This window comes from Thiohalocapsa halophila (assembly GCF_016583825.1).
Taxonomy (GTDB): Bacteria; Pseudomonadota; Gammaproteobacteria; order Chromatiales; family Chromatiaceae; genus Thiohalocapsa; species Thiohalocapsa halophila.
The window spans coordinates 56,288-82,798 of record NZ_NRRV01000023.1; the positions used below are offsets into that span (position 1 = coordinate 56,288).

Consider the following 26,511-nt stretch of genomic DNA (forward strand, 5'->3'; position numbering starts at 1 on the left):
GGTGCGTGGGCGCAGACGGCGAACGCACCCTGCGCGCAGCCGGGGCTGGTCGGCACGTCCGCCCACGTCGTGCGCCGGGCTGGTGCGCTCCGAGGCGGGCATGCCTCAGCGCAAGGGCTCGCAGACGCCTCCACGGCACTTCACGAGCTGGTTGCTGCTGCCAACGCACTGCACTTCGTGCACCTCGAAGCCGTCGGTCTCCTGCAGCAGCACGGCCCCTCGGTCGCCGAGGGCGCAGCCGCGCAGCCGCGCGAAGTCCTCCGCGTAATAGGCCCAAAGCCCTTTGCGCGAGCCCTGATTGAGCACCAGCATATCGTTGCGGGACCCGCCACTGCCGGAGGCGGGGGTCACAGCCGCCGGCCCCGCGCCTGGATTGGCCGCGGCAGCCGGGGGCTGAGCGCTCGGGGCGGCAGCCTCGGCAGCGGTGCTCGGGCTGCCCGGATCGTCGATGGTGGGGGCGACCAGCGCACTGCCGGCAGCCGCCGGCGGCGCTGCGGGGGCGGAGGCCGCCGTCTGCCGCGCGCTCGGCTGCTGGGGGACCGTCGTCTGCTGGGGGACCGGCTGCTGGCGGGTCGGCGACGCCGCGCGCTGCGCAGGCTCTGGCGCCGCTTGGCTGGCTTGGCTTGCGGGATCGTCCTCGGCCCGTGCGACCTCGGCTGCGGCCGCATCGCCCCCACCCGCGCCCACGGTGGCCGCTACGTCGCCGAGATCAGTGCCCGCGGTCGTGTCGGCATCGGCATCGGTCTCGGTCGCGGCGAGCACAGGCACCTCGGAGCGCAGCTTGTCCCGCGCAGCCAGCCAAGCCGATGTCAATGAGCTGAGCGAGATCAGGAGTTGGCTCTCGTAGTCCGAGGTGTAATTGATGCGTTTTTCTTCCGGCGTGCCGGGGTTCGTGAGCACGAAGGCCTGCAATGCAACGATGGTGCCATCACCACGCTCCACGATGTCCGTCTGCACCTGGATGCGCGGCGGCGCGAGGACGCTGCCCAGCGCCTGCGCCTGGGGTGAGCCCGGCGGGAGCGGGCGCTCCAGCGTGAGGCGGTTGGCGTCGGCGGCGATGATATCCCAGCCCTTGGTGCGCGCCGCCGCCATGGCGACAGAGCGCGCGTCTTGCATGGTCGCCCCTGGCAGCTTCACCTGCGGCAGGTTGGAGATGTCGCCGATGTAGACCTTCTCTTCACCGGGCACGGAGCTGCCGAGGCTGGCGCAGCCGGCAACGGCGAGTGCGAGCAGCAGCAAGATCAATGGGCGCATGGGGGTCAAAGGCGAAGCTCCAGCCGGATGAGCAGGGAAGCGGGGACGGCGGCGAATGCGGCATCGCCCAGGTTCCTTGAAAACCCCGGATTTTAGCATGAGGCCCGTTGGTACAGACGCTTACAACCGGGGCGCACCGGCGATTCGTCGGCCCTTACCCGACTTCGACACCAACAACGCTCGCCGCTCGGCGCCGCGTCCCCGGCCGCCGGGCCAACAGCACCGACGCTACCCGCCGGCTAGATGCTCAAGCGCCGGCAGGCTCCTCGATGAGCTCCACGGCATTGGCGTCCGGGTCCCGACAGAAGAGCGCGCGGCGCCCGGAGCGGCTCACGCTGTAGGCGATGCCAGCGGCATCCAGGCGGGCGATGACGGCATCCAGGTCGCTGATGCGAAGCGCCACATGGCGATCGCGCCCACCGTGCGCCGGCCGGCCATGGGTCGGGTCGGGGTTGGGAAGCTCCAGCAAGTGGATCTGCTGCGGGCCAATGTCGAGCCAAGCACCGCGGAAGGCCATGTCCGGGCGCTCGGGCGACACGGGCAGACCGAGCAGGTCGCGGTAGAAGCCGAGCGCGCGCTCGGTGTCCGCCACCAACAAGCTCACGTGGTGCATACCGGTTACCAGTGCCATGGGCTTGGCCTCCTGACGGTTTCGCGACGATGAGCCCATCGCCTATACTGCGAGTTTGCGCGTCCGCTGCGGTCCTGGCTCGGCGGCTTGCGCAGCCGGCAGCCGCCGCCGGCTGTTGCATCAGGCTCATGGCCGATCATCGCGTCCCCCTGGGCGTGCTTGCGATGCCCCACCCGAGCGTTCGGCTTCGAGCGCCGCCGGCGCTCCAAGGCGACCCCCCATTCAGCGCCAGCATGAATCCCCGACTCGACCGTCTACAACCCTACCCCTTCGAGAAGCTCGGCGCGCTGCTGGCGGATGCGACGCCACCGCGCGGGCTCGCGCCCATTCGGCTGTCCATCGGCGAGCCCAAGCATCCAACGCCGCCGTTCATCGCCGAGACCCTCGCGGCGAATCTGGACGGTCTGGCCACCTATCCAGCCACCCAGGGGACGCCCCTGCTGCGCGAAGCCATCGCCGACTGGCTGACACGCCGCTTTCGGCTACCGCAGGACGCCCTGGACCCACAGCGCCATGTGCTGCCGGTGAACGGCACGCGCGAGGCCCTGTTCGCCTTCGCCCAGGCCGTGGTGGACGCCGACGCCGACGCCCTGGTGCTGCTGCCGAATCCGTTCTACCAGATTTACGAGGGTGCGGCCCTGTTGGCAGGGGCGCAACCTCGATACTTGGCCTGCACCGCCGACACCGGCCATCAGCCGGATTTCGAGGCCGTGGATACCGCCACCTGGGAGCGCTGCCAGCTGCTCTACCTCTGCTCGCCGGGGAACCCGAGCGGGGCGGTGCTGGAGCACTCGACCCTCGCGCGGCTCATCGAGCTTGCCGAGCGCCACGACTTCATCATCGCCGCCGACGAATGCTACAGCGAGCTCTACCCCGACGAGGCGGCGCCGCCCGTGGGGCTGCTGCAGGCAGCAGCGGTCATGGGCAACACGGACTTCCGCCGCTGCGTGGTGTTCCACAGCCTATCCAAGCGCTCCAATGCCCCGGGGCTGCGCTCGGGCTTCGTCGCCGGTGACGCCGACGTCATGCGGCGGTTTCTGGCCTACCGGACCTATCACGGCTGCGCCATGGCGCTGCCGCAGCAGCATGCCAGCGCCGCCGCCTGGCGGGACGAGCAGCACGTGGTGGACAATCGCCGCCTGTACCGCGAGAAGTTCGACGCCGTGCTGGCGGTGCTCCAGGACGTGCTGGACGTCCAACGCCCGGCGGGCGGCTTCTACCTGTGGCCGCAAACGCCGCTGGACGACACCGAGCTCGCCCGCCGCCTCTACGCCGAGCAGCATGTCACCGTCCTGCCGGGGAGCTTCTTGTCCCGCGCGACGGCCGACGGCGATCCGGGCCGGGGTCGGGTGCGCATGGCGCTGGTGGCCTCGCTCGCCGAGTGCGTCGAGGCCGCCGAGCGCATCGCCGACTTCTGCCGCAAGCTCTGAACCCCGGCCCCCGCGCTGCGCGCTATGGCCGCCGCCGGGGCCCGACGCGAATCGACACCGCATCACCGAGGAATCCTTACATGTCCGACACTCAAGCCGTCATCGAGAAGGCCTTCGAGCGCCGCGCCGAGATCACCCCCCGTAATGTCGAGACCCTGGTACGGGACGCCGTGCTCGACACCATTGATCGGCTCGACCGCGGCGAGCTGCGGGTGGCCGAGAAGACCAACGGCAGCTGGGTGGTCAATGACTGGGTCAAGAAGGCGGTGCTGCTGTCTTTCCGCATCGAGGACAACCAGTTCATCAAGGGCGGCTTCACCAATTACTACGACAAGGTCCCGTCCAAGTATGCGGACACCAACTCGCGGGAGCTCCGCAACGGCGGCGTGCGCGTGGTGCCGCCCGCCACCGCCCGCCGGGGCGCCTACATCGCCCCCAGCTGCGTGCTGATGCCGAGCTACGTGAACATCGGCGCCTACGTGGACTCCGGCACCATGGTAGACACCTGGGCCACCGTCGGCTCCTGCGCTCAGATCGGCAAGAACGTGCACCTCTCCGGCGGCGTGGGCATCGGCGGCGTGCTGGAGCCGGTGCAGGCGGCGCCCACCATCATCGAGGACGACTGCTTCATCGGCGCCCGCTCGGAGATCGTCGAGGGCGTCATCGTCGGCCAGGGTGCGGTCATCTCCATGGGCGTTTACATCGGCCAGAGCACCAAGATCTACAACCGCGAGACCGGCGAGGTCATCTACGGCCAGATCCCGCCCGGCGCCGTGGTCGTCCCCGGCAGCCTGCCGGCGAAGGACGGCACCCACAGCCTCTACTGCGCCGTGATCATCAAGCAGGTGGATGAAAAGACCCGCGGGAAGGTGGGGATCAACGAGCTGTTGCGGGACATCTAGGGGATGAGTGCGTAGTGCGCGGTGCGGGTCCGCACTACGCACCGCGCACTTCGCACTACTTCGCACTGCGCACTAACCCGTACTACGCACTTCGCACCTATGACCCTCTACGGCATCCCCAACTGCGGCACCATCAAAAAGGCCCGCGCCTGGCTCGACGAGCGCGGCATCGACTACGCCTTCCACGACTACAAGCAGGCCGGGCTGGATGAAGCGACGCTGCGCGGCTGGGTCGCGGAGCTCGGCTGGGAGCAGTTGATCAACAAGCGCGGTCAGATGTGGCGCAAGCTGGAGCCCGCGGTGCGCGAGCACTTGGACGAGGCCGGCGCCGTCCGGGTGATGCTGGAGACGCCCACCATCATCCGCCGGCCGGTGCTGGACACCGGCAACGCCCGCCACGTCGGCTTCACCGAGGACCAATACCAAGCCATCTTCGCATCATGAGCAAACAGCCCTCAGCCACCGTTCAGCTCGCCTGCGAGCTCATCGGCCGCCCGTCTGTCACGCCCGACGACGGGGGCTGCCAGCCGCTGATGATGGAGCGCCTGGCGCGGCTCGGCTTCAACGTCGAGCCCATGCGCTTCGGGGAGGTGGACAACTTCTGGGCCAGGCGCGGCGAGGAGGGCCCTGTGTTCTGCTTCGCCGGCCACACCGACGTGGTCCCGCCCGGCCCGCTGGAGCGCTGGGACACCGATCCATTCGCGCCGACGGTTCGCGACGGCATCCTCTACGGCCGCGGCGCCTGCGACATGAAGGGGGCGCTCGCCGCCATGATCACGGCCACCGAGGGCTTCCTCGCCGTGCATCCCGAGCACGCGGGCTCCATCGCCTTTTTGATCACCAGCGACGAGGAAGGCCCGTCCATCGACGGCACCCGCAAGGTCGTCGAGGCGCTCGAGGCACGCGGCGAGAAGATCGACTACGCCCTGGTCGGCGAGCCGTCGAGCAAAGAGCGCCTGGGCGACATCGTCAAGCACGGCCGCCGCGGCAGCGTGACGGGCAAGCTGCGTATCCAGGGCAAGCAGGGCCACGTGGCCTATCCCCAGCTCGCGGACAATCCCATCCACCGCGCGGCGCCCGCCCTGGCGGCCTTGGCCGCCGAGCAGTGGGACGAGGGCAACGAGCACTTCCCGCCGACCAGCCTCCAGCTCTCCAATGTCGACGCGGGCACCGGCGCCGACAACGTCATCCCGGACGCGCTGACGGCGGTGTTCAACCTGCGCTTCTCCACGGAGCAGACCCCAGAGGCCATCCAGCAGCGGGTCCATGCCATCCTGGACGCCCACGGGCTCGACTACGAGCTCGACTGGCACCTCTCCGGGCTACCCTTCCTCACGCCCACCGGCGAGCTGCTGGACGCCGGCCGCGACGCCATCGCGGCCGTCACCGGCCTGCGGACCCAGCCCACCACCACGGGCGGCACCTCCGACGGGCGCTTCATCGCACCCACCGGCGCCCAGGTGCTGGAGGTCGGCCCGGTGAACGCCACCATCCACAAGATCAACGAATGCGTGGCGGTCAAGGAGCTGGACCAGCTCGCGGCCATCTACGCGGAGATGCTGCGGCGCCTGCTGACCTGAGTCCCGCCGCGCCAGGCACCGCCGCCGTAGGTGCGCGGCCAGCACGACGCGCGGCCTTCAGGCGTACAACCGCGCCATCGGCGGCGCCAGCCCGACGGCATCGAGGGCCGGAGTCGCGTCCGCACCGGCGACGCGCAGCTCCTCCCAACCCGCCTCGGTCCGCCGCAACAGATCCACCCGCGGCTCGTCCGGCGTCAGCCGCGGCAGCGTCTCGGGCGGGATGATCTGGTGCACTTGCATGGTGGGGGGTGCGGCGTTGGGATGATGCCAGCATAGGCCAGCGGCGCGGCGGGGCCAATCGTCGCTCGGCGAGCTTTCGCACCGACACCTTGCGCCTCGCGCCAGTCCCGGCTGTTGGGCGCCGGCTGCCGTTGCGCTGCCTGCCCGCAGTCCTGCAGGAACAGAGCTCAAAGGAGAAAAAGATCACAGCAATGGGGACCTGACCAACCGCAAGCGGCCGGCAACCACCCCGTCGCCCGCGGCCTCATTCACAACACCGTCCACGAGATTCGCGATAAGGAACCGGAGTGCTGCTTGACCCGCGCAGCAAGGACGGCCCATGCGAGCGCCATCAGCAGACCCCCGCGACCGACAGACGTCGCGCTCCTACAAGAGCAGAATCCCCGATCGCACTGCCAAGCTGCAAGGGTCCGCTCCACGTCCGACAGCGGACGCTTTGGGGCCACTGCGCGAATGTCCGTTCACGACCCCAAAGCCGACATAACCGTCAAGCACAGCCCGGCGCACGCTGCCGACCCTCACGCGTCAGCGGCGGCTCGGCAGCATGCGCTTGGGCTTGTGCACGCGTTGGACAAGTGCATCCGCTAGCCGGAGTCATTGGGTGTTTCCGTGGTGAGCTGCGCGGTGCGTTCTGCGAACTGCAGCATTGATCTGAGTGCAGCGTTTACTGCCTCAGAGTTCTGAAAAGCAGCGGCAACATCAGGGTCGAGAACCACGACGTTGGTGCTGCGGTGATACGCGTCGTAGTGCTTGCCGCGAACGGCCTTGGAAAAATCAAAATCGTACTCGGGGCGCAAATCGTCTTCGATGTCGTCAGAGTTCGTAACGCTGTCGCTCATGTGCAGTTGCCTGTCGTGCGCTGATAATTCGAAACTCGGCGTCGTGTTCGGTGTGTGCCACCACCAAGAGCCGACCCGAGGACGAGCGTCCTACTGTGATAAATCGCTGTTCGCCGTCAGAATGATCCTGATCGGCGAACGTGCCAGCCAAGGGGTCACCGAACACGGTGGCAGCCTCGTCGAAGGCTACGCCATGCTTGCGAAAATTGGCCTCAGCTTTCTTTGCGTTCCAGGCGAACTTCACAGTATTCCAGTGCTCTCCTGAGCGTGCGGTGGATGTCTACCCGCCCAACAAGTGATTATCTGGTTTCGGGATAACGCGCGTGTGGGGGATGTCATCCAGACGTACGAGACGCCCGCTGACCGATGGACATCGCCTGGGGCGTCGAAGGTGGGGGCGTACCGGCGAGCGCAGCACAGGTGCCGTTGCTTCCGCCCTCTGGCCGAATCTTGCTGTGCTGGACTGGATGCGTCAATGACAGCTTTTGGCCGACACCGGGCGTAGAGCCCTGCGGCGCCGTTCGCCCGCTGACAGGTGCACACCTGGCATGGCGAGCGCCGATGTCGTCCCCCAGGATCATCGCTTCAGGCCCCGTGGCGTCGGCCACGAGCGATCTGCGACCTAGAACAGCGCCTCGCAGTTATCCCCGACCGCTTCTCTTAGCAGCGCGGGATAGCTCATCAGCGCCCCCACCGCCAACCCGATCGAGTCTGCCTTCTCCACGGTGCGCCTGCGCACCGAGCGTTCGCGCAACTGCGGCTCGCGCGGGACCGTGCTGGCGATGGTCTACAAGCTGCTGCAAAGCGCGCAGAAGGGCTGGACGCGCATTAAGGGATTCAGCAAACTCGAACAGGTCGTCAACAACGTCCAGTTCCGCAACGGAGAGCAAGTCGTCGATCAGTCAGACAGGGTTGCCGCTTGAGCGGCTATCCACCAGATTTGACAATAACTCCCGGAACGGCTGCCGGGGACGATGAACCGATCAGAGTATCTCGGAGGCGCCATTCCTAGATCGGAGCGTTTCACAGCGGCGTCTGGCAGGTCCCGGACCACAGCACACGCTCAGCGCGCAAACATTCGGTTTATCCGCTCCTCATTCGCCTCGCAGCATGCTTGAGCGGCATTCGCAGCATCCATTGCAAACTGTGCCCTATCCCGAGCGTACTGGTCGACGCCATTACTGCCGTTCGCGAGCGGATAGTATGCGAAGGTTACTGAACCCCCGAACCAGCGGCTGGCTAACCGGTACCGGCCTTTGCCAAGTTCGACCCTGAAGTTGCCGTAAGGAGTATCTGCCGGTATGGAAAAGTAAACGGAGTCCTCCCCTGTCCAGAATTCTGTTTCGTCTAGAACCCCATCTCCACCAGACAGCAGTACATACTCAGTGCTCCCGACATTAGGCCCGGAAGCAACCGCCATATCCTCATCGACTCCACAAAGATCCTCTTGTCTGAATGCCGTCGCAAGGTCAGCGCTATCTCCCGCGTAGTCAACGACAACGCTATTGATTATCGTGCGACCATGGAAGCCCCAGGCATGTACGTCAGAAAACACTGTTAGTAGTACGATGAGAAGCAATCCGCGTTTCTGTAGTTCAGACAAAAAACTCTACCTCGTATGTTTCTCGCACCGCGCGTGCCAGAGGCCCAGGGTCATCGGAGTACCCGAGACTGCTATGGTGGCAAACAACGCTATGGGACCTCGCCACAGTTTTGGCGTGCCGCGCTGAGTGACGCAACGCCCCGAACTGCCAACGCAGGATACCGCATCTGGACAAGCGCGCTCAAACAGATCTCGTGCGCTTCTGGCCGGTACCTGCCGTCCGCCTCCCGATCGCTGGAAGTCCGCTTACTGACCCCATGCTGGCGTTCGCAGGCTAACCCCTACCGGCAGACTTTGGACGGGGGAAGAATTAGAGACGATGAGTGGCTGCAGCTGTCGCTCGTTGCATGTCGGTTGCGAGTCGCTCGGCTGGCCGATGGCAAGCAGTGCACCGGAGTCTCACAAATCTCTCGATGCCTTACCGTGGGGACCGGGCTTGCCCGCGATCTTCGCACCAAGACGCTCGCGCTTGATAGCAGTCAGCTTGTCCACCATCACCCACGACCGACGGTGAGAGTCGCCCACGGGAAGATCCAGAGGAATGCGGTAGGGCACCGTCTCATGATGGGTCGTGAACGGACACACCAGCACCGAGCCAGGCCGTTCCGAGTCGTTGTAATGGTCGGCTTGCATAATGAGCCAGGGCCGCGGCTTACCGTAATCCCTGGCCGCAGTCGCCAAGACGCCATCGCCGCGTCTTACCCTTCCCAAGAAAGATCCTTCTGGACGTCGGATTCCATGGCTTCCATCTCCGCCAGCGTTTCGGCGTCGCTGGCGAAAGGCTCGGGTGAGACCATGCTCCAGAGCGCCTCCCCGACCAGATGCTGAACCGGTATGCCCCGCGCACCCGCCATCGAGCGTACAAGGTCGAGCGGGTGGTGGAAGCGGTTCATGACCGGGGAATTGGCCGGACTTGCTGGCGCAGGCTCGCTGTCGTCGGACGCGACGGTGGGGGCTGCGGGCTGCCGGGGGACGCCGGCCGTCCCGGTGGGCCGGCGGGACGCCGGCGAAGGACGGTTGAGCTAGCCGCGCCCGGCGGCGTCCGGCAGCACGATGTTGAGCTCCAGGAATTCTTGGTCGTCGTCCTGCTCGTAGTTCACCGAGACGGCGTCCAAATCGACCTCGACGTACTTGCGGATAACCTCGAGGATCTCCTGCTGGAGCTTGGGCAGGTAAGACGGGCGGTTGCGGTAGGCGCGGTCATGCGCCACCAGGATTTGCAACCGCTCCTTGGCGACGGACGCCGAGCCTTTGTTGCGGTTGGACCGAAAAACGTCGAGTAGACCCACGGCTCACCCCCGGAAAAGTCGGCTGAAAATGCCCTTTCGCTCCGTGTCAAGGAACCGCATCGGCAGGTCCTCGCCGAGGTAGCGCGCAACCATGTCGTTGTAGGCCCGGCCGGCGTTGGACTCGTTGTCGAGCACCACGGGAATACCGGGGAGGCACGGGGGACGTACCACGAAACAACGCGTCAGCTTTTGGAATTGCCGCGGTCGGGCTGACAGCCGCTTTCATCCTTGTTGTCACGATGGGGTAATCACGCTATTCCGCAACTCGCCGTAGCGCGTTATCCAGCACGCGTCTGGACAAATACAGCCCGGCCCTCATCATCGACTCGATGACGGGCCTGGCTTGAGGAATCAGCCCGCGACGCTTGGCCAGCAGCACGATCCCCAAGGTGCCACGCAGCGGAATGTTCAGGCTCGCGGCGCACTTGCGCCCGGCCAAATCATCGATGATCACCTCCGTACCGGGCTGGGTGGCGGCCAAGGCGAGCACGCTGGATTCGCCACGACCGAGGCGCCACTCCAGCACGTGCTGCGGGGGCGGCGGTGCCGGTCGGATGTCCAGCCAGGCCGTGTACTCTATGGCCTTGGCGGTGATGTCCTGCGGTCCGCGCTGGAGAATCTCCTTGGCCACCGGTTCCGGGACCCAGACATCGTTGGCGAAGGCTTGCAGCAAGTCCAGATGCCCACTGCGGGAGAAGAAGATCAGGGGCGAGGCATTGATGATCGCCCGCTCAACCACGCGCCAGCTCGTCGTCCAAGTCGTCGAAATCCACCACAAACGAATCCTTGCCCATGCGCGCCAGGGCAAGCAAGAAGTCGGTGCGGTCAAGCCCGGCGATCTCCGCAGCACACTCCTGGGAGATGCGCCCCTGTTGATACCAATGGGCCGCGGCAGCCAGCAGCAGCTCCTTGTTCAACTCACCAGGGCGGCAGTACAACAACGCGGGCAACGATTCCGGCAGATCCAGACACACCTGGGTCATGGCGTTCACCTCTTTAGCTGCTCAGGTTACCGACCATCCGCTTGGTCTAGAACAGTTCTGTGGCAGGGCAGTTCCGGGAACAATTTACTCAATCTCCTCGGACCCGCAATAGTTTGTTCTCGATGTCGGGTTTCGCATCGTAATGTCTGAAGCTCGTCGTGGTCGACATTTCGGCTAACGGCGTTCAACGCTCACTGAGCAATCGGCGGCCCATGTCCGCAACTGGCCGACAGCGGCCGGTCGGCGACCGACGGTGCATGTCTGCTTAGGAGCCATCTGCGGACCAGGGGTAAACATGCCTTACAGATGTACGCGACGACGATGTCGATCTCCGCAGCCATCGGCAAGATCCCGCCAATCTTCTTTTGCACCAGGTGCGCCGACTCGACGTTGCTCCGCGAGCGCTTAATAGCAGATCATTCGTCCAAGTATACGGCCGACGTCTGAAACGCTTCTTCCGGTGTTCCGAAAAAGCCACCGTGATCAAAGACACTCGGCTCGTACGCGTTGTGACTGTACGTGTAGAAAGCCATGCTCCATTGTTCTTCGTCGCCCTTGTATCTTAATCTGCAGAGGTGTAACGGAGTATTCCTGAGCCTTTCGATAAATTCTTCTTTCATTTCACCACATTTCAGTGGGTCATATTCGTGCGGCACGAATGGTTCGATATATGCGTCGATATAGCAGAAGTGCCCCCTAAAGCGTACTTCAATTCGTGTATATTTTCCGGCGTAGTGCGCTTCGGCATAGCTTGTTATACGAGTCTTAACGCTTTCTTGTATTCTTTTAGGGATTTTCACTCCGCCAAAGTGGGGATCCTTTATCCAAGCCGTTGTCATCACAATTTTTAATCTGCGGTAGGTGTGCGCTTGCTAGGATTGGACGACCCGCCGTTTCGGCTGGGCCGCACGAGTAGCCAAGGCTGCCCGAGAAACCTATGTACTGTCCAGAGATTCTCGGGTACTGGCGTAGGCATCCGGCTCGCACCTACGCAAGGCGATCCGACGTCCCGGCGTATCAGGGAGACTTCACACGGAGCCAACAAGCAAGGCGGCCTTGATGTCCGGACCTGGCCCTCTGCTCCTCCCAGCGCACGCGCCGCGAGCGTCTGCTTCGGGGCAGGATTCCTGCCTCTGCCACTGCCACTGCCACCGGAGCAGTGCTCGCGAAATCGGTGGCAGAGGGTAAGTCGGACCGGGCCGGGGTGTGCATCGACAAGCCCCGAGTGCTCCGCGCGCGCTGCCCTGACCGTCTTCGCGGAAACACGCCGGCCGAAGGCCACGATCATCGATGTCGAGGGTCGTTCGCATGGCGCTGTTCTGCCCCGTTTGATGCGCTGAGGCCAGCACAACCTGATGCGGCATCCGTCTGTCATGCCGCAAGCCGGGAGGGCGGGGGCGCTTCGAATCACCAGCGAAGTCGGTCTGGCCGCAAAGGTCGAGCGGGTGGTGGAAGCGGTTCATGACCGGGGAATTGGCCGGACTTGCTGGCGCAGGCTCGCTGTCGTCGGACGCGACGGTGGGGCTGCGGGCTGCCGGGGGACGCCGGCCGTCCCGGTGGGCCGGCGGGACGCCGGCGAAGGACGGTTGAGCTAGCCGCGCCCGGCGGCGTCCGGCAGCACGATGTTGAGCTCCAGGAATTCTTGGTCGTCGTCCTGCTCGTAGTTCACCGAGACGGCGTCCAAATCGACCTCGACGTACTTGCGGATAACCTCGAGGATCTCCTGCTGGAGCTTGGGCAGGTAGGACGGGCGGTTGCGGTAGGCGCGGTCATGCGCCACCAGGATTTGCAACCGCTCCTTGGCGACGGACGCCGAGCCTTTGTTGCGGTTGGACCGAAAAACGTCGAGTAGACCCACGGCTCACCCCCGGAAAAGTCGGCTGAAAATGCCCTTTCGCTCCGTGTCAAGGAACCGCATCGGCAGGTCCTCGCCGAGGTAGCGCGCAACCATGTCGTTGTAGGCGCGGCCGGCGTTGGACTCGTTGTCGAGCACCACGGGAATACCGGCGTTTGAGGCGTTCAATACCGCCTGCGATTCCGGAATCACGCCGAGCAGGTTGAGCGACAGAATCTCTTGGACATCGTCGACGCTCAGCATTTCCCCACGCTCCACCCGGTCTGCGGAGTAGCGCGTCAGGAGCAGGTGCTCCTTGATGGGCTCGTCATCCTGCTCGGCGCGGCGCGACTTGCTGGCGAGGATACCGAGCATACGGTCGGAATCCCGTACCGACGAGACCTCGGGGTTGGTCACCACCACCGCGTCATCGGCGAAGTACATGGCCATGTTGGCGCCGTGCTCGATGCCCGCCGGCGAGTCGCAGACGATGTAGTCGTGCCCCTTGCCGAGCTCCTCGAGCACCTTGCCGACGCCCTCCTGGGTGAGGGCCTCCTTGTCGCGGGTCTGGGAAGCGGGCAAGACATAGAGGCTGTCGCAGCGCTTATCGCGAATCAAGGCTTGGTTCAGGTTCGCCTCGCCATTGATGACGTTGACGAAATCGTAAACGACACGTCGCTCGCAGCCCATGATGAGGTCCAGGTTCCGCAAACCGACGTCGAAGTCGATGACGGCGGTGCGATGTCCCCGCTGCGCCAGGCCCATGGCCATGGCGGCGGCCGTCGTGGTCTTACCGACCCCGCCCTTTCCCGAGGTGATGACGATGATTCTGGCCAAAGAGGTTCTCCAAAGCGCTGATTGGAAGCCGATTATTCAGATTGATTCAAAGCACCATCACTGCCCGCCGATGGCCGTATCAGCCGATGGGCTCGATGCGCAGCACTTCGTGATCCAGGAACACTTGCACGCTGCGGCCCTTTAGATCCGCCGGGATGTTCTCACTGACCCGGTAGTGGCCGGCGACGGAGACCAGCTCCGCCTGTAGGTCGCGGCAGAAGATGCGCGCGCCGAGATCGCCCTGAAGCCCGGCGATCACGCGTCCGCGCAGCGGCCCGTAAACATGGATATTGCCGTCCGCCATCAGCTCGGCACCCGAGCTCACGGGCCCGACCACCGTCAGGTCGCCGCCCGCGGCATAGAGACGCTGTCCGGAGCGCACGGGCCGGTCCACCAGCAGCGAGCCCAGGCTGCCATGGGCCGCCGGCGGCTCCGGGTGCCCCTCGGAGGACGCGGACGCCGCCTGCGCCGGCTCGGCCCGGTCCGCCGTCGACTCCGCCGCGCGGGCGGCGCGGGTGCTCTCCCCCAGAATGGCCAGCTCCATGGCGCGGGCGGCCTCGTTTTGCTGAGCACTGCCGCCGCGCACGCCCACGGGGATCATACCGAGTCCGCGCAGCATGCCCACCAATTGCGGGAAGGCAACGATCCCACTGTCCCGGGGCAGCGCGCCGAGATCGATCACCACCGGCGTGTTCTGAAAGAAGCCCGGCGCCTGCTCCACCTTGGGCGCCAACTGCGCTTCCACAGCGTCCATATCCAGCGCCAAAAGCCGGATCACGGGCAATGTGAAACTGGAAGCCTTGAGCTCGAACGCGGGGGACACTGGGGTGTCTGGGCCGCTGCGGGAAGCGCTGTCGGGGGAGGTTTGCACGGCCATCGGCGGGGGTTTCTTGCTCCTTGGGACTCCTTAACACGAGCGCCGGGCAGGGCCCGGGCGCCAACCGCAGCATGCTAACCCCTGACGCAGAAACCTGGAAGCCGTCGCGGGTGCACAGCGGCGACAGGTCGGGGCGATGTCGGTCTTCCACCTGCGCCGAGCACGCGGCCTCTGGGCCGCCCGCCCCGGGGCCGCCGCCGGGCCGGCATCAGCCCGGCGGCCACTGCAGCGGCCGCCCGCCCAGCAAATGAACATGGAGATGGTACACGGTTTGGCCGCCATCAGCATTGCAGTTGATAACGGTGCGATAGCCGTCGTCGGCGAAGCCCTCCTGCGCAGCGACCTTGGCGGCGGCCAGGAAGAGCCGACCAATGAGCTCGGCGTCGTCGGGACCGGCGTCGTTCAGTGTCGCGATGGGCCGGCGCGGGATCACCAGTACATGGGTCGGCGCCTGCGGATTCAGGTCGCGGAAGGCGACCGCGTGCTCGTCCTCGTAGACGATGTCCGCGGGGATCTCGCCGCGGGCGATCTTGCCGAAGATGGTGTCGTCGGACATGGCGAATACACTCCTCCATCGGGGTGGGCGCATGTTGGTCGCGGTTGCCGTTCAGTGCAACCGCCGAGTGGACGGCCGAGATCGCGCAGCAGGACGCCGATGCGGCAGGCGCCATCGGCGCGCGGCAACCCGAGTGATTTGGGCGGCCGCCTCAAAACCCGGTGCGGCCGGCAAAGGCGTGCGCCAGGGTCCCGCCGTCGACGAGCTCCAGCTCTCCGCCCAGGGGCACCCCGTGGGCGATACGGGTGATGCGCACGTCGCTGCCGGCGGCGAGGTCGTGGATGTAATGCGCCGTGGCGCTGCCCTCTACGGTCGGGCTGATGGCCAGGATGGCCTCGCGCACCAAGCCGCTGTGCAGGCGCTCACCGAGCAGCTCCAGGCCGAGCTCCTCCGGGCCCATGCCGTCCAGCGGTGACAGACGCCCGCCGAGCACGAAGTACCGCCCCCGGTAGTCTGTGGCCTGCTCGATGGCGGCGATGTCCGACGGCTGCTCGACGATGCACAGCAGCGCAGGGTCCCGCGCCGGGCTCGCGCAGAGCGTGCAGACCTCGCGCTCGGTCAGGGTTCTGCATTCGCGGCAGTGGCCGATGCGCGCCATCGCCTCGCCGAGCACGCCTGCCAGGTGCCGGCCGGCGTCGCGATCATGCTCGAGCAGGTAGAAGACCATCCGCTGCGCGGACTTGGGGCCGACGCCGGGCAGACAGCGCAGGGCGTCCACCAGTTGCTGCAGCAGACTCGAATCGGACATCTGTGCTCACCGCCGCTCGGCGCTTGTCTGTCGATACACCTCAACCGGCGGAGCCGGCGTTAAGGTCGGAGACCGGTGCCGGGGGTCACGCTCACGCTCACGCTCAGGCTCAGGCTCAGAAAGGCAGCTTCATCCCGGGCGGCAACGGCAGGCCGCTGGTGATGTCCGACATCTGCTCCTTGGTGCGCTCGCCGACACGGCGCACCGCGTCATTGGCGGCTGCGGCGATAAGATCCTCCAGCATCTCCTTGTCGTCGCCCATGAGACTCGGGTCGATCTGCACCCGCTTGATCTCGTGCCGGCAAGTCATGGTGACCTGCACCATCCCGCCGCCCGCTTCACCGGTGACCTCTTCCTTGGCGAGCCGCTCCTGCGCCTCCTTGAGCTCGGTCTGCATCTTCTGCGCCTGCTTCATCATGTCGCCCAACGCGCCTTTCATCACAACACCTCTCGGTCGTTCGTCGTGGAGGGCGCCGGCCGCACCGGTGCCCGGTTGTCACTGCATCTTATCCGCCCAAACCCTGCCTGCGTCCAGTCGGCACCGCGCAAGCGCGGCCGCCGGGTACGGGTGCCCTGGCGCGCAGCCTCAGGACTCGGTCGCCGGGCGCCAGTGCTTGGACCCAGTGTTGGGACCCAGTGTTGGGACCCAGTGTTGGGACCCAGTGTTGGGACCCAGTGTTGGGACCCAGTATTGGGACCCAGTATTGGGACCCAGTATTGGGACCCAGTATTGGGACCCAGTGTTGGGGCTCAGCGCTTGGCGTCAGTCGCTGGGGCGGATACTGCCCGGCACCCAATCGGCATCGAAGCGGCGCTTCAGTTCCCCGGCGACGGCATCGGCATCCATGGCGGCCTCCGCCGCGGCGACCTGCTCGGCGGCACTGCGGGCCTCACGGCCGGCGGGGGTCTCGGCCAGCTGTTGCGTACAGCTTTGGCGGGCTGGCGCCGCAGCCTCATCGCCGCCGCCGGGCTGACTCACCTCGATGCGCAGCGCCACCTCGCAGCCCAGCGTCGCGGCCAGGGCCGCGCCCAAGCGCTGCTCGGCGCCGGCGACACGCAGGTTGGCGAGGGAGGATGCCAAGCTCAAGCGCAGCGTCTTTCCATCCCAGGCCTCCAACGCGCAGTGTGCCGCCAGCTGACGAGCAAGCCCCGCCACCGGCAGGGATTCCACCAGGCGGTGCCAGTCCTCAGCGTTGTCGAGCGCCGGCAGCGGCGCGGCGCCGACCTCGCCCTGCGCTTTGATCCGCGCCGGTGGGGCAGCAGCCGAGCTGCGCGGTACATCGGCGTGGCCCGCGGCCCGGCCTGAGCCATCGGCGGGCCCGGCAGCGCCCGCGGCGCTGTTGGGCGCGACAGTCGAGCCGGCTTTCGACGAGGTGTGTGGGGGCGCTGCGCCCGCGTCGCCACGGGTCGCGGGGCCGGCACCACCGGCGCCGCCGTCGGCAGCCGCGGGCCGAAAGGCCAGGGCCCGCAGCAGCACCATCTCGAAGCCGGTGCGCGGGTCCGGCGCCAAAGGCAGATCGCGCTGGCCCGTGAGCAAGACTTGGTAGAAGAGCTGCACGTCCTCAGCGGGCACCTCGGCCGCGAGCCGACGCAGCATCTCGGCGTCGGGGTCGTCATCGGCCACCGTCGCCGGTATCTGCTGCGCCAGCGCGATGCGGTGCAGCAGGGTGATCAGCTCCGTCAGTACGGCGGCGAAGTCCGGCGTCAGCTCGGCGAGCCGGTCCACCTCCGCCAGCAGACCCTTGCCGTTGCCGCTCGCCAAAGCCGCCACCAGAGTGGGCACCAAGTCGCCGGTGTGGGTGCCCAGCATGCGGCGCACGTCGTCCGCTTGGAGCCCGCCGCCGCCGAAGGCGATGGCCTGGTCCAACAAGCTCAGGCCGTCGCGCATGCTGCCGTCGGCGGCGCGGGCCAGCAAGGCCAGAGAGGGCTCGTCGAAGTCGACCTCCTCGGCGGCCAGCACCTGTCGGAAGCGGCCTTGGATCTGCTCCGGCAACAGGCGCTTCAGGTGGAACTGCAGGCAGCGCGAGAGCACCGTCGGCGGCAGCTTCTGCGGGTCCGTGGTGGCGAGCACGAACTTGACGTGCTCCGGCGGCTCTTCCAGGGTTTTCAGCAGCGCATTGAAGCTGCTGGCAGAGAACATGTGCACCTCGTCGATGAGGTAGACCTTGTAGCGCCCGCGCACCGGTGCAAAGGGCACGTTGTCCAGGAGGTCTCGGGTCTGGTCCACCTTGGTGCGCGAGGCGGCGTCCACTTCGATCAAGTCTACGAAGCGGCCACCGTCGATCTCCTCACAGGCGGAGCAAATACCGCAGGGCGTCGGCCCCACGCCCTGCTCGCAGTTCAAGGTCTTTGCGAGGATGCGCGCCAGCGTCGTCTTACCGACGCCGCGGGTGCCCGTGAAGAGGTAGGCGTGATGCAGCTGCCCGCGCGTGAGGCCGTTGGTGAGGGCCTGTACCACATGGCCCTGCCCGACCAGATCGGCGAAGGCGCGCGGGCGCCATTTGCGGGCGAGCACCTGGTAGGTCATGGATCGGGCCGGTGCGCGAGCTCGGGCGCAATAGGGGTCTGCAACATAGCCGCAGTGTAACCCAGCGGCGGCGGACTCTCAGCCCGGTGGCGAGCAGCTGTGGATGAGCTTAAGGTGGTCGCGAAAGGGGCGGCGAGCCCCGCCAGCCGCACCCCGGCACACGCTGCCACCGCTGCGGCTGCTCCCTTCCGGGCCTGACCGGATTCACGGTTTGGCGTTGCGGGGGGACCGGCGGCGCCCACCATTGCTCGGTTGGCGCAGGCCTTGCACCACGCCGAATCCGTCACAATAGCAAACCCACCCTGGCTCGACAAGCACGTTCGACAGCTCGGCGCCAGTGGCGATAGCGGGGCCCTACCGGTCGGCCCCGCGCCGACAAGCCGGCCAGGTTTGACACCCTTGGATTTGACACCTTTGGCGTCCGCACGCGCCCGCCGGCGTACAATGACTGGCTGCCCAGAGCACTGCCCGAACCGCCAAGACCCGCTGACCCAAATGCCCTGCCCGCGCTCACTCCCGCTGGTCATGTTGCTGGTGACAATCGCCGCTGTCGCTCAGGACGAGGGCGGCACGCCGCCCGCGCCTGAGCCAACCCCGGCCCCGGAGCTCACGGAGCAGGCCCGCGAGCTGTGGCAGCGCTCCGCGGAGCAGGCGGGCACCTGGTGGGAGCGCTCCCGCGACACCGCCGGCGACTGGTGGCAACGCTCGCGCGAGACCTGGGACAGTGCCCGCGAAGCCCTGACGCCGGAGCAGCGAGACGCCTTCGGCGAGGTCTGGACCAACGTGGTGCCCAAGCTAGAAGAGACGGTCGAGCTGCAGGAGGTGCAGCGCGACCTGCCCGAGAAGGCCTGGCTCCGCCGCGACCAGGCCGACGTAGAGGCGGACATCGATGCGCTGCTGGACGCCGCCGTAGGCATCCTGTCCACATCCCCGGTGCAGCAATACCGCGAGCGCCTCGAAGCCCTGGAGCAGACCATCGCCGAGGCCCGCGCCGACATCGACCGCTTTCGCCAGAAGCGGGTGGTCGCCCCGGAGACATCGCTCATGGAGCGCACCGTCGGCGACTACGACCGACTCATCGACGAGCGTGAGCAAACCATCGCCCGCGCCGAGCAGGAGCTCACTGCCATCAAGCAGCAGTTCGCCGCCGAGCTGCGGGGGATGGGCCTGGAGGTATCCGATGCGCAGCTGGAGCTGCTCCTCTCCACCGTCGTCGGCGACAACATCGTCGACCTCGGCATCGTCTTCGACAACGTCAAAGCCATCATCGCCCAGCTTGAGACCTTGATGCGCGAGAGCGGCGAGGATCTCGCCAGCGCCCGGCGCTATTACGGCATGTACCTGGTGCTGCTAAGGGCCCTGAACCAGATGCACCTGGACGTGGAGCAGGCCATCGACCAGCGCTATATCCCGGAGATCAACGACATCGCCAAGCGCGCCCGGGCGCTCTCCAAGGAAACCCGCGCCCTCAAGCAAGAGCACCCGGAGAAAGCTGCGGTCCTGGACGCCAACCTGGAGGCCCAGCAGCTGACCCTAGAGGCGGCCGACGTCTACCGGCGCTATCTCAAAGATCAAGGTCAACAGGTGGCCGCCGCTCGAGCCGCGTTGCAGGAGGACATCGCCACGGCCTGGAACACCTACGAGACGGTGCGCGTCTCCGGCGAGCTGGTGAACCTGGTGCGGTCCAGCCAGCAGCTGCTGGACGGCCTGTTGAGACGCCAGGTGCCGGCCCTGCGCCCGCTCCAGAACCTCGAAATGCAGCGCGAGCTCTCCAAGCTCACCGAGCAGCTGCGCGCCAGCGAGGGATGACGCCGCGCCACTGAATCACGCCGGCGTCGTAGAGGCCGAGCCGCTTCGGGCGAGCCCGGCGCGATGTAACGAGGTGCGAGGTGCGGAGTGCGGAGTGCGGAGTGCGGAGTGCGGAGTGCGGAGTGCGGAGTGCGGAGTGCGGTGACAGTATACTGAACTGGTGCGCAATCGGCCGAGGGATAAATATACCGTCCCCGTATCGAGGTGTTGACACACCGGCGCAGTCGGCGGGCGCGGTCGGTTATGCTTCGGCCATCGTCAGGCCCACTCGGAGGACGGCTGCATGCACTACCCCGCAATCGGCCGCTGCTGGCACTGCGGCACCGAGCTCACGGAGCTGGACTATGCCCGCGAGGCGACCTGTCCCGGCTGCCGCAAAGCGACTCACTGTTGCCGCAACTGCCGTTGGTATGCGCCGGGGCGCGCCAACGACTGCGCCGAGCCCGTCGCTGAGGCGGTGACCTATAAGGACCGGGCCAATTTCTGCGGCTACTTCGAGCCCAGCTTTCCCCAGCCGGCGGCCGGCGCACAGGACGACCCCGACGCGCTGAGACAGGCCGCCGAGGACCTGTTCAAGGATGGCCAATGAATCGGTATCTGCCTAGCCATGCTCCAGCGGCAGGGTCGTGAGCACCGGTGTGTCGGCGGCGGCGGGGTCGAAGGCCAGCTCCAGCATACGGTCGGCGACGAAGCCCGGTGAGCTGAAGGCGTCCTTGGCCTTGAGGTCCAGGAACTTCTGTACCCGCGGGAACTGCTCCGGCGTGCAGCTGCGGATCAGAGACTGCATGTCCGTGTCGATGATGCCGGGGGCGACGGCGTGCACGCGCACGCCGCTGTCGGCTTCCTCCAATGCAATCGCTTCGCTCATGCGCTCCACGGCGGCCTTACCGGCGCAGTAGGCGGACCAGCCGGCATAAGCATTACGGGCGGCTCCCGAGCTGATGTTGAGCAGCACACCGGCGCCGCCACGCTCGTACACATGGCGAGTGAAGGCGCGGCTGCCGTTGAACACGCCTGTCACGTTCACCTGGATATGGAGCGCGAATTGCGCCGGGTCGTTCTCGCGCAGCGGGCCGATGGGAGCGAGCAGACCGGCGTTGTTGATCCACAGGTCCACGCGGCCGAAGCGGCTCACGGCCGCGGCACAGAGCTGCTCCATAGCCTCGGCGTCGGTGACGTCGGCGGCCTGGGTGAGCAGCTTGGCCTCGTCGCCCGCGAGCTGCGGGCGGTGCCGGGCGCAGGCGGCGACGCGCAGCCCGCGCTCGAGAAACCGCCCGGCAAGACCGGCACCGAGCCCTCGGCTGGCGCCGGTGATCACGGCTACCTTGTCAGTCAGATCCATGGTTACCTCCCAGGGGTCGATTGCTGTGTGTCTGTGCAGCACGCTGACTCGCGGGCATTGCCCGGCGGCCCGCGGGTGAGCCAGAGGGCCGCAGCCGTCACCGCCAGCGCCGCCACCAGCAGCTCGACACCAACGGCGGGATTGCCGAGGACATCCGGGCGGAACGCCATGGTGAGCCAGAGACCGAGCAGCCTGGCACCGCAGAGGAGCGGTCGCTGTCGGCAGCCCGCCTCCCTCTCCTGCTGCGGGCAGTGCTAACATCACCAGGGTGCCCAGCACGGGCCCCGTCTGCAATGACCTTTGCCCAGCCGCTTGGCAAGGGTAACTCCCGACCGACGGCCGCCGCCATGCACATCCATCGACCATCGCATTTTCTGCTGCGTCTGCTCGCGCCCGCACTGCTGCTGCTCGGCGTCGGCGGCGGCAGCACCGCGGCGGGCACCGCTCCGTCGAGCAGCGAGCACTTCGAGGCCGCGCGCCAGCGCCTGGTGGACGCCATCGAGCGCGACGTCGCCGCCACGGCGGATTATCTCGGCACGCACCGACTTGATCCGGCTGTCGCTCAAGCCATGCGCAGCGTCCCGCGAGAGGCCTTCGTGCCGCCTGCGCTGCGCGATCGGGCCTACCAGGACAGCCCGCTGCCCATCGGCGCTGGCCAGACCATCTCCCAGCCCTACATCGTCGCGGTCATGAGCCACCTGGCCGGCGTCGAGGCCGGTGACCGGGTCTATGAGCTGGGCACGGGCTCCGGCTACCAGGCGGCGGTTCTGGGCGCCATGGGGGTGGAGGTCTACAGCGTGGAGATCATGCCCGAGCTCGCCGAGCGGGCCGCCGCGACACTGGCGCGCCTGGGCTACGACAACGTCCATGTGCGCGCCGGCGACGGCTACCTGGGCTGGCCCGATGCGGCGCCGTTCGACGCCGTGGTGGTCACCGCGGCCCATCCAAAGATCCCCGAGCCGCTGGTGGAGCAGCTCAAGGTGGGCGGGCGCCTGGTGATGCCCGTGGGCGCCGTCCACGAGGTCCAGCAGCTCACGGTGCTCACCAAGCAGCCGGACGGCAGCCTGCAAGAGCGCGCCCTGCTGCCGGTGCGCTTCGTTCCCATCACCGGCGACAACGCCCGTTGAGCCATGGCGGCGGCGAACGGCGTCGGAGCTGCCGCAAGCCAACGCCTGGTCACGGACGCCATCGCCGCGTATGCCCGCAGACCCCACCCCGCAGCGCTGTGCTGCGACATCCAGCGCTACGTCTGGGGCGATCGTCACTTCATCCCGGACCTGCTCGGCACCCCCTCGCCGGCAGCCGACCCGCAGGCGGAGCTCTGGATCGGCGCCCACCCCGATCTGCCCGCCAGCGTCTGCCTGCATCCCGCCCGCGTCCCGCTCGATGCGCTCATCGCCGCAATGCCGGCAGCCGTCCTCGGCGCCGACGCGGCGGAGCGCTTCGACCACACCCTGCCGTTCCTCTTCAAGGTGCTCGCGGCGGCCACGCCACTGTCCATCCAGGCCCATCCGAACCGTGCGCAGGCAGCACAGGGATTCCTGCGCGAGGATCGGCTCGGCCTCGCCCTGAGCGACCCCAAGCGCAGCTATCGCGACCGCAATCACAAGCCGGAGCTGCTGGTGGCGCTGACGGACTTCCATGCCCTGCGCGGCTTCCGCCCGCTCCATGAGCTCGCCGCGGAGCTGCAACGCTGGCCGCCTTTGACGGACATGCGCCGACACCTCGACGGCGGCACGGCGGGTCTGCGCGCACTGTATGCGGACTTCATGCGTCTGCCGCAGCCGGCGGTGGACGCGCTGCTGGCGCCGGTGGTGGCGGCAGCCGGGCGCAAGGCGTGCGACCCCAAAGACCCGAGCCGCGAGCGCTGCCAGTGGCTAATGCAGGCCCACAACGGCTTCTCCCCCCCCGGCCACTACGACCGCGGCTTGCTGTCCCTGCTGTTGCTGAACCTGCTCCACCTGCGCCCGGGGCAGGCCATCTTCCTGCCCGCCGGCGAGCTGCACAGCTATCTCCAGGGCGCGGGCCTGGAGCTCATGGCCAACTCCAACAATGTGCTGCGCGGCGGCCTGACGGCCAAGCACATCGACGTGGCGGCACTATTGGAGGTGCTGCGCGTCGACCCGCATGCACCGGAGATCCTGGCGCCTGTAACCGCGGTGGATGATCCGAGATGGCAGACCTATGCGCCGCCGGCGGCGGAATTCTCCCTGCACCGGCTGCGGCTGGGCGCCGGCGACAGTGCACCGCTACAGCCCGCCGCCGTTATGCTCGGGCTGGTGCTGGAGGGGGAGCTGGACATCGCCGGCGCAGGCACGCGCTTGCGGCTGCGCCGCGGCGGCAGCTGCTTGGTGCCGGCAGGCGAGGCGTTGCGGCTCGCCTCCCGCAGCGGTGTCGACCTGGCGCTGGCGACGACACCCCCAAGCTGAGACAGTGCGCAGCGATGCCTGGCGACCAGGTGACGCTCGGCCAGATCCTTTACTGGAGCCCTCACTAGAGCCCTCACCGAGGCAAGCCTCACTGATCGGCAAGCCAATCCGCTAGGGCGACCCCGATTGATTGGCCTTGCCGTTGCGACAATCGCACGCGGCCAGGCTTGTTCCCGACGGGGCGGTCTCCCGGCTCCTGCATTTTCAGCAGCATCGCCAGCGCGACACGCTTCAGAATAGCTCGTCCATGACCCGCGGTGCGCTGCGCCGGGGCGCGCTGCGCCTGGGCCCGCTGCGGGAGCGACGGGCATTGCTGCTGCCCGAGCGCCCGCTGGCGGCCGCGTACTTCACCGGATTCGGCCCCAGGGTCATCAGCTGGTATTCGCTGCGGATGTACTCCAGCACACTGCCGCCGCTACTGGCCCGACCGGTGGCCGCACTGACGCGCACCGGGACCATGCCCTCCGGGCGCTTGATTTTGGCGATGGGCTCGTCCTCCAGGGCGTCGGCCATGAAGTCCACCCACATGCCGAGCGCTGCGGTGCCGCCCCATTCACCGGAGCCGAGCGGGCGGTTGTCATCCATGCCCATCCAGGCGACGGCCACTAGCCGGGGCATGTAGCCGGCGAACCAGGAGTCTCTGGATTCGTTGGTGGTGCCGGTCTTGCCGGCGAGATCGGAGCGCCCGAGCCGGCGCGCGCGCCTCGCCGTGCCGTCGGTGATGACGTCCTGTAGCATCGAGGTCATGTTGTACGCAATGCGCGGGTCGAGCACCTGCTGCGCGAGCGGGCTGTCGGCCTCGCCCAGGCCGTGGACTTCCGCCTCGCCCGCCTCGAGCTCAAGCCAGCAGCTGACGCAGGCCTGCGGCGGCTCCGCCGCGAACAGCAGGTTGCCATTGGCATCCTCGATGCGCTGAACGATATGCGGCTCTACCTGGTAGCCGCCGTTGGCGAATACCGCATAGGCCGCCGCCAGCTGCAGCGGCGTCGAGCTGCCGCCGCCGAGCGCCAGGCCATAGTTGCGCGGCATGTCTTCCATGCTGTAGCCGAAACGCTGGAGGAAGTCCCGCGTGTAGTCGATGCCCATCCGATCCAGCTGGTTGATGATGGCCAGGTTTCGCGACTTGGCGATGGCCACGCGCATGCGGATGGTACCCATGTACTTGCCGTCCGCGTTCTTCGGCTTCCAGCTGCCGAAGCTCTTCTTGGTGTCGCTGACCAGGCTCGCCGGCGTATAGCCCTTGCCGAGTGCGGCGGCGTAGACAAAGGGCTTGAAGGTGGACCCTGGCTGGCGCCGCGCGTCGGTGGCGCGATTGAACTTGGACCAATCGAACTCGTAGCCGCCGGAGACGGCGCGAATGGCGCCGTCGGTGGGCGACAACGCCACCAGGGCGCCGCCCACAGTGGGCACCTGGGTCAGAATCCAGCTGCCCTTGTTGTTCTGGCGCAGGCGGATGACATCGCCGGTGGCGATAACCCGGTCCACGCGGGACTGCCGCCGGCCTTTGGCGTTCTCGTTGACGTACTTGCGCATGTGGTTGACCTGCCACAGGCGCAGCTCGCGCGTCTCACCGCCGCCGAGATAGACCTCGGCCTTATTCGCATCGGCCTCCAGCACGACCCCCACCGGCAAATCCGGCACCGCCGGGCGCGCCGCGACATACGCGTCCAGCGATTCGTCGCTCATGTCGCCGACGTTCTCGAGCTGGTCTTCCGGCCCGTGATAGCCGTGGCGGCGGTTGTAGGCCATCAGGCCGCGGCGCAGCGCCCGATCGGACTCGGTCTGCAGCTTCTCGTCGATGGTCGTGGTCACCTTCAGGCCGAGCCGATAGGCCTCCTCCGCGCCGAAGCGCTCCACCATGGCCTGGCGGGCCATCTCGGCGGCGTAGCCGGCCTCAAACTCGACCGGCGCCACATAGGCCTCCGCCGTCACCGGCGACACCCAGGCCATGCTGTGGTCCACCTCATCGACATAGCCCAGCGCCAGCATGCGATCGAGAATCCAGTCGCGACGCTCGCGCGCGCGCTCGGGGTCAGCAAGCGGATTGTTGGCCGACGGCGCCTTGGGCAGGCCGGCGAGCATGGCCATTTCCGGCAGACTCAGCTCGTCCAGCGTCTTGCTGTAGTAGAACTCGGCGGCGGCGGAGATGCCGTAGGCGCGGTTGCCGAAGAAGATCTTGTTGAGATACAGCTCCAGGATCTGCTCTTTGCTCAGGGTGGTTTCCATGCGCATGGCGAGCATGATCTCGGAGACCTTGCGCTTGATCGTCTTCTCCGGTGTCAGGAAGAAGTTGCGCGCCACCTGCATCGGGATGGTGCTGCCGCCCTGGGTGGCCTCGCCAGCTTGAGCGACGGCATAGGCGGCGCGGGCGAGGCCAATGACGTCGATACCGCGGTGCTCGTAGAAGCGGCTGTCCTCGGCAGCCAAGAAGGCGTTGACCAGATCCGGCGGAATGTCCTCGAAGTCCACGGCCCGGCGACGCTGCACACCGTACTCGGCCATCAGGGAGCCATCGGCGGTGTAGATTCGCAGCGGCTCCTCCAGCTTGACCTCGAGCAGCGCATCCACCGCCGGCAGCTCGTCCTGGATGCTGTAGAGCAGCACCGCCGCGCCCAGGAGACCAATCAAAGCCACATCCATGGGCAGAGCCAAGGGCGCCGAGACCAGACGCGCGAACCAATCGACCAGACCAAAGAGCGCATTCCGCGGGCGGCGGCTGCGGGCCTTGGGACGCGACGGCTTGGCGGCCCGCCTGTGGGCGCCATCACGGGGGACAGTGGGGGCGGCGGTGCTGCTCTACA

The 26,511-nt window shown here is 67.1% G+C and carries 29 protein-coding genes, 1 other RNA gene and 1 pseudogene; 9 read left to right on the top strand and 22 right to left on the bottom strand.

Annotated elements, in window-relative coordinates:
• Positions 1 to 105 precede the first annotated feature (105 nt).
• Positions 106 to 1,263 (bottom strand): hypothetical protein, encoded by a 1,158-nt coding sequence (locus CKO31_RS11215; protein ID WP_200237187.1) that lies wholly within the window; start codon positions 1,261 to 1,263, stop codon positions 106 to 108.
• Between the two features lie 238 nt (positions 1,264 to 1,501).
• Positions 1,502 to 1,885 (bottom strand): VOC family protein, encoded by a 384-nt coding sequence (locus CKO31_RS11220; RefSeq protein WP_200237190.1) that lies wholly within the window; start codon positions 1,883 to 1,885, stop codon positions 1,502 to 1,504.
• Between the two features lie 233 nt (positions 1,886 to 2,118).
• Between CKO31_RS11220 and dapC the strand changes: the two genes are divergently transcribed.
• The 4 genes from dapC to dapE all read left to right on the top strand — a co-directional run bounded on the left by dapC (position 2,119) and on the right by dapE (position 5,797).
• The gene (dapC, locus tag CKO31_RS11225; RefSeq protein ID WP_200237192.1) at positions 2,119 to 3,315 is read left to right on the top strand and encodes a succinyldiaminopimelate transaminase; all 1,197 of its coding nucleotides are present in this window, start codon (positions 2,119 to 2,121) and stop codon (positions 3,313 to 3,315) included.
• Positions 3,316 to 3,395: 80 nt separating this feature from the next.
• Positions 3,396 to 4,217, top strand: a complete 822-nt coding sequence (gene dapD, locus CKO31_RS11230) for a 2,3,4,5-tetrahydropyridine-2,6-dicarboxylate N-succinyltransferase (RefSeq protein ID WP_200237194.1) — start codon at positions 3,396 to 3,398, stop codon at positions 4,215 to 4,217.
• 99 nt (positions 4,218 to 4,316) lie between these two features.
• Complete coding sequence (locus CKO31_RS11235; RefSeq protein ID WP_200237197.1) at positions 4,317 to 4,661, top strand: ArsC family reductase; 345 nt, start codon at positions 4,317 to 4,319, stop codon at positions 4,659 to 4,661.
• The gene (gene dapE, locus CKO31_RS11240) at positions 4,658 to 5,797 is read left to right on the top strand and encodes a succinyl-diaminopimelate desuccinylase (protein WP_200237200.1); all 1,140 of its coding nucleotides are present in this window, start codon (positions 4,658 to 4,660) and stop codon (positions 5,795 to 5,797) included. Before CKO31_RS11235 ends, dapE begins: the two co-directional genes overlap by 4 nt.
• A gap of 57 nt (positions 5,798 to 5,854) precedes the next feature.
• Here dapE and CKO31_RS11245 read toward each other — a convergent pair whose 3' ends face one another.
• From CKO31_RS11245 to CKO31_RS11255, 3 genes are all read right to left on the bottom strand, one after another.
• A complete protein-coding gene (locus tag CKO31_RS11245; RefSeq protein ID WP_200237202.1) occupies positions 5,855 to 6,037 on the bottom strand; it encodes a hypothetical protein in 183 nt (60 codons plus the stop codon).
• Positions 6,038 to 6,621: 584 nt separating this feature from the next.
• Positions 6,622 to 6,876, bottom strand: coding sequence for a hypothetical protein (locus CKO31_RS11250; protein WP_200237205.1), 255 nt, complete (start codon positions 6,874 to 6,876; stop codon positions 6,622 to 6,624).
• Positions 6,851 to 7,120 carry a BrnT family toxin gene (locus tag CKO31_RS11255; protein WP_200237208.1) on the bottom strand — a complete coding sequence of 90 codons (270 nt, stop codon included), beginning with the start codon at positions 7,118 to 7,120 and terminating at the stop codon, positions 6,851 to 6,853. Before CKO31_RS11255 ends, CKO31_RS11250 begins: the two co-directional genes overlap by 26 nt.
• A 448-nt stretch (positions 7,121 to 7,568) precedes the next feature.
• Between CKO31_RS11255 and CKO31_RS11260 the strand changes: the two are divergent.
• A pseudogene (locus CKO31_RS11260) lies at positions 7,569 to 7,799 on the top strand (IS256 family transposase); the annotation flags it as partial.
• Between the two features lie 1,079 nt (positions 7,800 to 8,878).
• Here CKO31_RS11260 and CKO31_RS27645 read toward each other — a convergent pair.
• The 14 genes from CKO31_RS27645 to ffs form a co-directional block, all read right to left on the bottom strand.
• Positions 8,879 to 9,190: a type II toxin-antitoxin system PemK/MazF family toxin gene (locus CKO31_RS27645; RefSeq protein ID WP_369075127.1), complete on the bottom strand. Its 312-nt coding sequence runs from the start codon at positions 9,188 to 9,190 to the stop codon at positions 8,879 to 8,881.
• Entirely contained in the window at positions 9,178 to 9,372 is a 195-nt protein-coding gene (locus CKO31_RS11270; RefSeq protein ID WP_200237214.1) for a hypothetical protein, read from the bottom strand. The genes CKO31_RS27645 and CKO31_RS11270 overlap by 13 nt, the downstream gene beginning before the upstream one ends.
• A gap of 129 nt (positions 9,373 to 9,501) precedes the next feature.
• Positions 9,502 to 9,768: a cell division topological specificity factor MinE gene (gene minE, locus CKO31_RS11275; RefSeq protein WP_200237217.1), complete on the bottom strand. Its 267-nt coding sequence runs from the start codon at positions 9,766 to 9,768 to the stop codon at positions 9,502 to 9,504.
• Between the two features lie 3 nt (positions 9,769 to 9,771).
• The gene (locus CKO31_RS11280; protein ID WP_200237220.1) at positions 9,772 to 9,939 is read right to left on the bottom strand and encodes a hypothetical protein; all 168 of its coding nucleotides are present in this window, start codon (positions 9,937 to 9,939) and stop codon (positions 9,772 to 9,774) included.
• A gap of 82 nt (positions 9,940 to 10,021) precedes the next feature.
• Entirely contained in the window at positions 10,022 to 10,507 is a 486-nt protein-coding gene (locus CKO31_RS27390; protein WP_200237223.1) for a PIN domain-containing protein, read from the bottom strand.
• Complete coding sequence (locus CKO31_RS11290; protein ID WP_200237258.1) at positions 10,500 to 10,751, bottom strand: UPF0175 family protein; 252 nt, start codon at positions 10,749 to 10,751, stop codon at positions 10,500 to 10,502. The genes CKO31_RS27390 and CKO31_RS11290 overlap by 8 nt, the downstream gene beginning before the upstream one ends.
• 1,591 nt (positions 10,752 to 12,342) lie before the next feature.
• Positions 12,343 to 12,609, bottom strand: a complete 267-nt coding sequence (gene minE / locus CKO31_RS11295; protein WP_200237217.1) for a cell division topological specificity factor MinE — start codon at positions 12,607 to 12,609, stop codon at positions 12,343 to 12,345.
• 3 nt (positions 12,610 to 12,612) lie between these two features.
• The gene (gene minD / locus CKO31_RS11300; protein WP_200237225.1) at positions 12,613 to 13,422 is read right to left on the bottom strand and encodes a septum site-determining protein MinD; all 810 of its coding nucleotides are present in this window, start codon (positions 13,420 to 13,422) and stop codon (positions 12,613 to 12,615) included.
• Positions 13,423 to 13,501: 79 nt separating this feature from the next.
• Complete coding sequence (gene minC / locus CKO31_RS11305; protein WP_322789126.1) at positions 13,502 to 14,245, bottom strand: septum site-determining protein MinC; 744 nt, start codon at positions 14,243 to 14,245, stop codon at positions 13,502 to 13,504.
• Between the two features lie 262 nt (positions 14,246 to 14,507).
• Positions 14,508 to 14,855, bottom strand: coding sequence for a histidine triad nucleotide-binding protein (locus tag CKO31_RS11310; RefSeq protein WP_200237230.1), 348 nt, complete (start codon positions 14,853 to 14,855; stop codon positions 14,508 to 14,510).
• Between the two features lie 151 nt (positions 14,856 to 15,006).
• On the bottom strand, positions 15,007 to 15,603 hold the full coding sequence (gene recR, locus CKO31_RS11315; protein ID WP_200237233.1) for a recombination mediator RecR: 597 nt from the start codon (positions 15,601 to 15,603) through the stop codon (positions 15,007 to 15,009).
• Between the two features lie 115 nt (positions 15,604 to 15,718).
• Positions 15,719 to 16,042: a YbaB/EbfC family nucleoid-associated protein gene (locus tag CKO31_RS11320; protein ID WP_207147994.1), complete on the bottom strand. Its 324-nt coding sequence runs from the start codon at positions 16,040 to 16,042 to the stop codon at positions 15,719 to 15,721.
• A 324-nt stretch (positions 16,043 to 16,366) separates the two neighbouring features.
• On the bottom strand, positions 16,367 to 18,130 hold the full coding sequence (dnaX, locus tag CKO31_RS11325) for a DNA polymerase III subunit gamma/tau (RefSeq protein WP_200237237.1): 1,764 nt from the start codon (positions 18,128 to 18,130) through the stop codon (positions 16,367 to 16,369).
• Positions 18,131 to 18,267: 137 nt separating this feature from the next.
• An RNA gene (gene ffs, locus CKO31_RS11330) (signal recognition particle sRNA small type) lies at positions 18,268 to 18,364 on the bottom strand.
• Between the two features lie 210 nt (positions 18,365 to 18,574).
• Between ffs and CKO31_RS11335 the strand changes: the two genes are divergently transcribed.
• Together CKO31_RS11335 and CKO31_RS11340 are read left to right on the top strand one after the other, a co-directional pair.
• Positions 18,575 to 19,939 (top strand): hypothetical protein, encoded by a 1,365-nt coding sequence (locus CKO31_RS11335; RefSeq protein ID WP_200237240.1) that lies wholly within the window; start codon positions 18,575 to 18,577, stop codon positions 19,937 to 19,939.
• Between the two features lie 283 nt (positions 19,940 to 20,222).
• Complete coding sequence (locus CKO31_RS11340) at positions 20,223 to 20,528, top strand: hypothetical protein (RefSeq protein ID WP_200237243.1); 306 nt, start codon at positions 20,223 to 20,225, stop codon at positions 20,526 to 20,528.
• 12 nt (positions 20,529 to 20,540) lie between these two features.
• On the opposite strand, the gene CKO31_RS11345 is transcribed toward CKO31_RS11340, so the two are convergent.
• On the bottom strand, positions 20,541 to 21,281 hold the full coding sequence (locus CKO31_RS11345) for an SDR family oxidoreductase (protein ID WP_200237245.1): 741 nt from the start codon (positions 21,279 to 21,281) through the stop codon (positions 20,541 to 20,543).
• Positions 21,282 to 21,283: 2 nt separating this feature from the next.
• Positions 21,284 to 21,451, bottom strand: a complete 168-nt coding sequence (locus CKO31_RS11350) for a hypothetical protein (protein WP_200237247.1) — start codon at positions 21,449 to 21,451, stop codon at positions 21,284 to 21,286.
• Between the two features lie 177 nt (positions 21,452 to 21,628).
• On the opposite strand from CKO31_RS11350, the gene CKO31_RS11355 reads away from it, so the two are divergent.
• Both CKO31_RS11355 and manA read left to right on the top strand, forming a co-directional pair.
• Positions 21,629 to 22,408, top strand: a complete 780-nt coding sequence (locus CKO31_RS11355; protein WP_200237249.1) for a protein-L-isoaspartate(D-aspartate) O-methyltransferase — start codon at positions 21,629 to 21,631, stop codon at positions 22,406 to 22,408.
• A 3-nt stretch (positions 22,409 to 22,411) separates the two neighbouring features.
• Positions 22,412 to 23,710, top strand: coding sequence for a mannose-6-phosphate isomerase, class I (gene manA, locus CKO31_RS11360; protein WP_200237251.1), 1,299 nt, complete (start codon positions 22,412 to 22,414; stop codon positions 23,708 to 23,710).
• 231 nt (positions 23,711 to 23,941) lie between these two features.
• On the opposite strand, the gene CKO31_RS11365 is transcribed toward manA, so the two are convergent.
• Positions 23,942 to 26,344, bottom strand: coding sequence for a penicillin-binding protein 1A (locus CKO31_RS11365; RefSeq protein WP_322789127.1), 2,403 nt, complete (start codon positions 26,342 to 26,344; stop codon positions 23,942 to 23,944).
• Positions 26,345 to 26,511: the final 167 nt, after the last annotated feature.

Coding starts and splice junctions, on each gene's coding strand:
- CKO31_RS11340 (WP_200237243.1), top strand. CDS start 20,223: ATGCACTACCCCGCAATCGGCCGCTGCTGGCACTGCGGCACCGAGCTC.
- CKO31_RS11235 (WP_200237197.1), top strand. CDS start 4,317: ATGACCCTCTACGGCATCCCCAACTGCGGCACCATCAAAAAGGCCCGC.
- dapD (WP_200237194.1), top strand. CDS start 3,396: ATGTCCGACACTCAAGCCGTCATCGAGAAGGCCTTCGAGCGCCGCGCC.
- CKO31_RS11335 (WP_200237240.1), top strand. CDS start 18,575: ATGACTGGCTGCCCAGAGCACTGCCCGAACCGCCAAGACCCGCTGACC.
- CKO31_RS11220 (WP_200237190.1), bottom strand. CDS start 1,885: ATGGCACTGGTAACCGGTATGCACCACGTGAGCTTGTTGGTGGCGGAC.
- dapE (WP_200237200.1), top strand. CDS start 4,658: ATGAGCAAACAGCCCTCAGCCACCGTTCAGCTCGCCTGCGAGCTCATC.
- CKO31_RS11290 (WP_200237258.1), bottom strand. CDS start 10,751: ATGACCCAGGTGTGTCTGGATCTGCCGGAATCGTTGCCCGCGTTGTTG.
- dapC (WP_200237192.1), top strand. CDS start 2,119: ATGAATCCCCGACTCGACCGTCTACAACCCTACCCCTTCGAGAAGCTC.
- CKO31_RS11355 (WP_200237249.1), top strand. CDS start 21,629: ATGCACATCCATCGACCATCGCATTTTCTGCTGCGTCTGCTCGCGCCC.
- CKO31_RS11310 (WP_200237230.1), bottom strand. CDS start 14,855: ATGTCCGACGACACCATCTTCGGCAAGATCGCCCGCGGCGAGATCCCC.
- CKO31_RS11320 (WP_207147994.1), bottom strand. CDS start 16,042: ATGAAAGGCGCGTTGGGCGACATGATGAAGCAGGCGCAGAAGATGCAG.
- CKO31_RS11345 (WP_200237245.1), bottom strand. CDS start 21,281: ATGGATCTGACTGACAAGGTAGCCGTGATCACCGGCGCCAGCCGAGGG.
- manA (WP_200237251.1), top strand. CDS start 22,412: ATGGCGGCGGCGAACGGCGTCGGAGCTGCCGCAAGCCAACGCCTGGTC.
- recR (WP_200237233.1), bottom strand. CDS start 15,603: ATGTCCGATTCGAGTCTGCTGCAGCAACTGGTGGACGCCCTGCGCTGT.
- CKO31_RS11250 (WP_200237205.1), bottom strand. CDS start 6,876: ATGAGCGACAGCGTTACGAACTCTGACGACATCGAAGACGATTTGCGC.
- CKO31_RS11350 (WP_200237247.1), bottom strand. CDS start 21,451: ATGGCGTTCCGCCCGGATGTCCTCGGCAATCCCGCCGTTGGTGTCGAG.
- dnaX (WP_200237237.1), bottom strand. CDS start 18,130: ATGACCTACCAGGTGCTCGCCCGCAAATGGCGCCCGCGCGCCTTCGCC.
- CKO31_RS11270 (WP_200237214.1), bottom strand. CDS start 9,372: ATGAACCGCTTCCACCACCCGCTCGACCTTGTACGCTCGATGGCGGGT.
- CKO31_RS11245 (WP_200237202.1), bottom strand. CDS start 6,037: ATGCAAGTGCACCAGATCATCCCGCCCGAGACGCTGCCGCGGCTGACG.